6 protein-coding genes and 1 pseudogene are annotated in these 6,403 nt (G+C 68.6%); 6 read left to right on the top strand and 1 reads right to left on the bottom strand.

Annotated elements, in window-relative coordinates:
* Positions 1-161: 161 nt before the first annotated feature.
* The 6 genes from ACP7AU_RS13925 (at position 162) to ACP7AU_RS13950 (ending at position 6,286) form a co-directional block, all read left to right on the top strand.
* Complete coding sequence (locus ACP7AU_RS13925; protein WP_426051791.1) at positions 162-1,730, top strand: flagellar hook-length control protein FliK; 1,569 nt, start codon at positions 162-164, stop codon at positions 1,728-1,730.
* Between the two features lie 4 nt (positions 1,731-1,734).
* Positions 1,735-2,490: a flagellar hook assembly protein FlgD gene (locus ACP7AU_RS13930; protein WP_426039085.1), complete on the top strand. Its 756-nt coding sequence runs from the start codon at positions 1,735-1,737 to the stop codon at positions 2,488-2,490.
* A 12-nt stretch (positions 2,491-2,502) separates the two neighbouring features.
* Positions 2,503-3,942 (top strand): flagellar hook-basal body complex protein, encoded by a 1,440-nt coding sequence (locus ACP7AU_RS13935; protein WP_426051792.1) that lies wholly within the window; start codon positions 2,503-2,505, stop codon positions 3,940-3,942.
* A gap of 173 nt (positions 3,943-4,115) precedes the next feature.
* On the top strand, positions 4,116-4,400 hold the full coding sequence (locus ACP7AU_RS13940; protein ID WP_271085516.1) for a DUF1153 domain-containing protein: 285 nt from the start codon (positions 4,116-4,118) through the stop codon (positions 4,398-4,400).
* Between the two features lie 109 nt (positions 4,401-4,509).
* A complete protein-coding gene (mnmA, locus tag ACP7AU_RS13945) occupies positions 4,510-5,727 on the top strand; it encodes a tRNA 2-thiouridine(34) synthase MnmA (RefSeq protein WP_426051793.1) in 1,218 nt (405 codons plus the stop codon).
* Positions 5,720-6,286 carry a hemerythrin domain-containing protein gene (locus ACP7AU_RS13950; RefSeq protein ID WP_426039082.1) on the top strand — a complete coding sequence of 189 codons (567 nt, stop codon included), beginning with the start codon at positions 5,720-5,722 and terminating at the stop codon, positions 6,284-6,286. Before mnmA ends, ACP7AU_RS13950 begins: the two co-directional genes overlap by 8 nt.
* Before the next feature lies 1 nt (position 6,287).
* On the opposite strand, the pseudogene ACP7AU_RS13955 reads toward ACP7AU_RS13950, so the two are convergent.
* Positions 6,288-6,403: pseudogene (locus ACP7AU_RS13955) on the bottom strand (IS5/IS1182 family transposase); the annotation flags it as partial.

Here is a 6,403-nt window from a genome sequence, read left to right on the forward strand (position 1 = left end):
TGACGCCCACCACATCAGCCGGGCCGCCCGCAGCAATTATCGATTAAAAACAGTTGGATGATATCGAACGCGACGCTTGGCCCGACCCTTGCGACGGCCCATCCGAATGTTCCGGCGCAGCAGGCGCCCTTGTCCTCCAGTCGTGAATTGCCTGCCGCCGCATGTCCGCGCCCAGCCTCGCCATTCCTGCCGCGCCCGCCGTGGGCCACGCCGCTCCAAAGCGCGGCGCAGCGACGCCTGAAGCCGACTTCGCGGCCATCCTGGACGAGTCCGCCCCGCCAGAGGCGCCCGCCAGAACACCCGCCGCCACCGGGTGGAAGCGCGATGCGGAAGCTGCCCCCGCCGAAGATGCGGTTGTCGAGGTCGCTCCGGAAACCTTGGCCGATGCCGCTCCCGTCAAGAACGATCTCATCGTCGCCGCCTCCGTCCCCCTGATCGTCGCCGCAGTCCCGGTCATCGTCGAGGCCGCCACGATGGAAGCCGCCCCGACCGCTGTTGCCCCTGCGGCGGAGGCGCCCGCGCCATCCGACGATCTCGTCCTTCCTCCGCCCATGGCGACGGGCCAGCCCGACGCAGCGGTCGCAACGGCGCCGATGGCCGACGACAACGCCCCTGCCCCGGTGCCTGCGCCCGCGCCCGCGCCCGCGCCGACAGATCAGACCCGCTCAGGGACCGAAACGGCGCCCGCCGTCAAAGCCGAGGCTCCCAGCCCCGCGCCTGCTTCAGTGCCGGCGCCGGCGCCGGCCGACATGCCCGATCTCGCGGCTCTCCAGGCAGAACAGACCAAGGGTTCGGCCCAGAACCCTTCAGCCGCCCCGGTGGCGAAGTCGGCCGCCGCTCCCGTCGCAGCTACTGTGGCGGCGCCGCGCCCGGCGAAACCCGCCGCCGACGTTGCGGTCTCCGCCGAAGCCGCTCCCGCGGACGCCGCCGAGGACGCCGCCGCCCTGGCCGCGCCGCTCGAGGCTCCGGCCGCCCCGGTCGACGCGCCTCGCACCCGCGACGTGATTGATCGGGTCCAGGCGACCCGCCCTGAGGGTCGGAGCGGCGCTTTCGCCGATCCTGATGTGTCGCCCCAGGCGGACGGCCCCGACGCCGCGAGCCCCAAGGCTTCGACCCCGACCGCCTCGGCCCGTCTCGACCCTGCTGTTGCCGCCCCCCCCGCCTCTCTCGTCCTGACCGGCGCCGATGAGGGAGTCTCGGCCCCGCTCGCCGCGGCCGCCCAGCCGACGGAAGCCCGCCCCGCCCAAACCGTCGTGTCCCTGGCCCTCTCCACCCTTTCCCGCGCCACCATCGAAACCACGGCCCAGATCGCCGCCCAGATCGTGCGCAAGCTGGAAGGCCGCTCGACCCGTTTCGAAATGGCCCTGACGCCGGAGGGTCTCGGCCAGGTCGACGTCAGCCTCGACATCGATGCGGACGGCAAACTCATCGCCCGGATGGCCTTCGACAATCCGTTGGCCGCCACCGAGCTGCGCGGCCGGGCCGATGAGCTGCGTCGCCAGCTCCAGGACGCGGGCTTCACCGTCGCTGACGACGCCCTGTCCTTCGCCGAGCGCGACGCCTCCGCCGGCCAGCAGGGCGGCTCGGCCTTCGACCGCCGGCCCGATCCCCGCAACGCCCGCGCCTTCGGCGCCGCCTCGCGGCTGGAGGCGGACGCCGACCGCCTGCTGACGCCGGGCCGCTGGATCCCTCTCACCCTGACGCCCGACCGCGTCGATATGAAGGTCTGACCCCATGGTCGACGCAATCACCGCCAACGAGGCCGTCAGCCGCACCGGAACCAGCCGCGCCAGCCTGGTCTCGAACTTCGAGACCTTCCTGCAGCTGCTGACCGCCCAGCTGAAGAACCAGGACCCGCTTTCGCCGCTCGATTCCAACGAGTTCACCGCCCAGCTGACCCAGATGACCGGTGTCGAGCAGCAACTGCTCACCAACGACCTGCTGACCAGCCTCCTGGACGCCCAGCAGGGCGGCGGCCTGGGCACAGCCTCCAACTACATCGGCAAGGACGCCACGGCGGCCTGGGGCGTCACCAAGCTGGACGAAGGCTCGGCCAACTGGTCCTACGAACTCGGCGCCGCGGCCTCCGAAGCCACGCTCCAGGTGCTGGACTCGAGCGGCAAGGTCGTCTGGACCGGCCCCGCCCCGGATCGCACCACCGGGACCCACGATTTCGTCTGGAACGGCAAGACCACCGCCGGCGGTCAACTGCCCGACGGCGGCGTTTATTCGCTGAAGGTCACTGCCAAGAACGGGACGAACACCATTGAGTCCCAGGTCCTGACCCGCGGCCGCGTCACCGGCGTCGAGATGTATGACGGCGTCCCCTACCTGACCATCGGCAACTCGATCGTGCCCGTCTCGAGCGTCTTCGGACTGCAGGACCACGTCGCCGCCGCCGAAGCCTCTGCCGCCAGCGCCGACGACGACGAGAAAAGCCTCGCCGCCCGCATCGCCGATGCCCTGAACCCCCTCAAGTTGCTTTCCTAAGGAGCCCACGTCGTGAGCATCAACTCAGCCCTTCTGGCCGGCGTGTCCGGTCTGACCGCCAACTCCGCCGCCCTCGCCGCCATCTCGCAGAACATCGCGAACGTGAACACCGTCGGCTACAAGCGGACCAGCGTCGACTTCTCGACCGTCGTCAACGCCCAGAACCAGGGCGCAGGCTACTCTGCAGGCGGCATCCTGGGCACGACCCGCAACTACATCTCCCAGGCCGGTCAGCTTCAGCGCACGACCTCCTCGACCGATCTCGGCATCGCCGGCCAGGGCTTCTTCGTAGCGACGGAGAAGGCCGAGGGCCTGGACGCCGGCGACGCCCGCCTGTTCACCCGCGCGGGCGCGTTCCGGGTCGACGAGTTCGGTTATCTGAAGAACACCGCCGGCCTCTACCTCCAGGGCTGGCCGGTGGACTCCGAGGGCGGCATCGCCCGCGACCCGTCGGACCTGAACAAGCTGAAGTCGATCAACGTCGGCTCGGTCGGCGGCACGGCCGAGGCCACGACCCGCGCCCAGCTCAATGCCAACCTGCAGTCCAGCCAGGCCGTGTCACCTGACATCGCCACCTACAACCTGGCGACCAACTCGATGTCCATGTACGATGCAGAGGCCGGCACGGGCTTCAAGCCCGACTTCCAGATCACGATCCCCGCTTCGGATTCCAAGGGCGGCCAGCGCTCGATCGCCTACTCCTTCATCAAGACCGCCAACCCGAACGAATGGCGCGCGGAAGTCCATGTCATCCCGGCCAGCGACGTCGAGAACGGCTCCACGCCATCCAACGGCATCCTGAAGGCCGGGCTGGTCTTGTTCACCCAGGACGGCCGCCTCGACGTCGACGGCATAAAGGCGGCGGAAATCGCGACGCCAGGCACCATGCTGTTCGCCGATCCGTCCGTCGCCTCCATCACCCTCGGCGCCTCCGACCCTGCGACGGTAGGCACCGCCGTTGCGCCCCAGTGGCGCGACTCCCTCGGCATCGACGACCAGACCATCACCTTCGATCTCTCCGCCTCGGCGGGCGGCCTGACCCAGTACGACTCGGATTCGATCGTCCAGGCCGTGACCACCAACGGCACGGCCTTCGGCAACCTGTCGAACATCGAGATCGACGACGAAGGCTATATCACCGCCATCTTCGACAACGGCGTCACCCGCCGTGTCGCCCAGGTCGCCCTGGCCACCTTCACCAGCGCCGACAGCCTGGCCGTCGCCAACGCCAATGCCTACCGGGTCAGCCAGGGCTCCGGCACCTACAACCTCAAGGCCCCCGGCACCGGCGGCGCAGGTCTGATCGGAGCCTCCCAGCTGGAAGCGTCCACGGTCGATCTGTCACTGGAGTTTACCGGCCTGATCACCACCCAGCGCGCCTACTCCGCCTCGTCCAAGATCATCACCACCGCAGATGAAATGTTGGCCGAACTTATCAGCATCAAACGCTGATCTTCAGGTAACGCGGCGTTCAGCTAGATGAAGATTTACTCAACAAGCGGCCGAAACGGCGTTCCGGGAGAGGATGGATTTTATCCATTCCTTCACCACGACGCTAAACGCGGCCTTAGCGGCGCCTCGCTATCTTCACGATCAATTGGTGGTGGTGAATGAGGCAAAAGCCCATGTTGCAAGAGCGACGCGTGAACAAGCAAGGCGAGCAGTATGTCGTCGGTCCGACGGGCACCCCCCTGACGATGCGTGACCTGCCGCCCGAGAATACCGACCGCTGGGTCATCCGTCGCAAGGCGGAAGTCGTGGCGGCCGTGCGCGGCGGGCTGCTCAGCCTGGACGACGCGCTTCTCCGCTATCGTCTGACGGCCGAGGAGTTCCTCGCCTGGCAAAAGGCGATCGACAAATGGGGTATGCAGGGCCTGCGCACGACGCGGATCCAGAACTACCGCTCCTGAAGGTTTCCTCCCGAGACGACGACAACGGCCGCGCCCGGCGACGGGGGCGGCCGTTGTCGTTTGGGGGATCGGCCTCGAAATCGTCCCCCATCCTGTCTATATGCGCGCTATGACTTTGGCTGAGCCAATCTGCGCGATCCCCGACATCGCCCCCCTTTCGTCTCCGGCCGAGCTGGACGCGGCGGTCGAGAGCGCACGGCTGGCCGTCGGCCTGCCGGTCGGCTCACGCATTGTGGCGGCCATGTCCGGAGGCGTGGACTCTACCGTCGTCGCGGCATTGCTGCACAAGGCCGGCTATGACGTCGTCGGCGTCACCCTCCAACTCTACGACCACGGCGCGGCGCTGAAGAAGAAGGGCACCTGCTGCGCGGGTCAGGACATCCACGACGCCCGTCTGGCCGCCGAGATGCTGGGCATTCCCCACTATGTCCTCGACTACGAGAGCCGCTTCCGCGACGCCGTCATCGACCAGTTCGCCGACGACTATCTGCAGGGCCGCACGCCGGTCCCCTGCATCCGCTGCAATCAGACGGTCAAGTTCCGCGACCTGCTCGACGTCGCCCGCGACCTCGGCGCCGCCGCCATGGCGACCGGCCACTATGTCGGGCGAGCCGTCGCCGCCGATGGCCAGACCCAGATGCGCAAGGCCATCGACCCCTCGCGCGACCAGTCCTATTTCCTGTTCGCCACCACGCGCGACCAGCTCGACTATCTGCGCTTCCCGCTCGCCGGTCTGGAAAAGCCCGCCGTGCGCGGCGTCGCCCAGTCGCTGGGCCTTAAGATCGCCTCCAAGCCCGACAGCCAGGACATCTGTTTCGTCCCGTCCGGCGACTATCGCACCCTGATCGACCGCCTGCGCCCCCAAGGGCGCGAGGCCGGAGAGATCGTGCACATGGACGGCCGCGTTCTTGGAAATCACGCGGGCATCACCGACTACACCATCGGCCAGCGCCGCGGCCTGAACGTCGCCGTGGGCGAGCCCCTGTTCGTGACGAAGCTGGACCCCGAGAACCGCCGCGTCATCGTCGGCCCGCGCGAGGCCCTGCTGACCGCCTCCCTGACGCTCGACGAGACCAACTGGCTGGGCGACCACGCCTCGATCGAAGCGGCAGCCGAAGCCCATGCGCCGGTCCTCGCCCGTGTCCGCTCGACCCGCCCGCCCTCGCCCGCCCGCCTGACGCTTCGGGACGGGGCGATCTCGATCGTCTTCGAGACCGGCGAAGAAGGCGTCGCCCCCGGCCAGGCCTGCGCCCTCTACGACGCCGCCGACCCGGACCGCCTGCTGGGCGGAGGCTTCATCGCCAGCACCACGGCCTGTGGTGTCTGACGAACTCCACACTCGAGCGGGCCTGCCCGAGCCGTACCGCTACCTCCTCGCCGACCTCCCCCGCGACCGCTGGCACGGCCATGAGGTCGCGGCCATGGCCCGGTTCTGGCTGCAGATGCACTCCGGCTTCCGCCGCGAGGCCGCGGCTATGGACGCCCTGACCGGCCAGTGGCGCTCGGGCGCTCTCGCCCTGCCCGACCTGCACCGCCGGCTGATCCCGACCCTGCAGTCGTTCCTCCAGCACCTCGACGGCCACCACAACATCGAGACCCACCACTATTTCCCGACCATGCGTCAGGTGGAGCCCCGCATCGGCGCCGGCATCGACCTGCTGGACCGCGACCACGACGTCATCCACGGCCATCTGGAGACCCTGTTCCAGACCGGCCTCGCCTTTCATCAAGGCGTCAGCGGCCATGCGCCCACGGCAAGCGACGCCGCCTCCCGCCTCGCCGACGCCCTCGACAAGGCCGGTCCGTCGCTGTCCCGCCACCTCGAGGACGAGGAGGACATCGTCATCCCCCTGATCACCCGCCACGCGGATCACTTCAAAGGCTGATCTAGGTGGTGTGGACAAAGTGTCTGATCCACAGTCGGATGGATGCGACGACGACGAAGCCGAGGAAGCTGTCGGCGGTCTTGTCGTATCGGGTAGCCAGTCGTCGGCTGTGTTTGA

This window comes from Brevundimonas sp. SL161, assembly GCF_049896985.1.
Taxonomy (GTDB): Bacteria; Pseudomonadota; Alphaproteobacteria; order Caulobacterales; family Caulobacteraceae; genus Brevundimonas.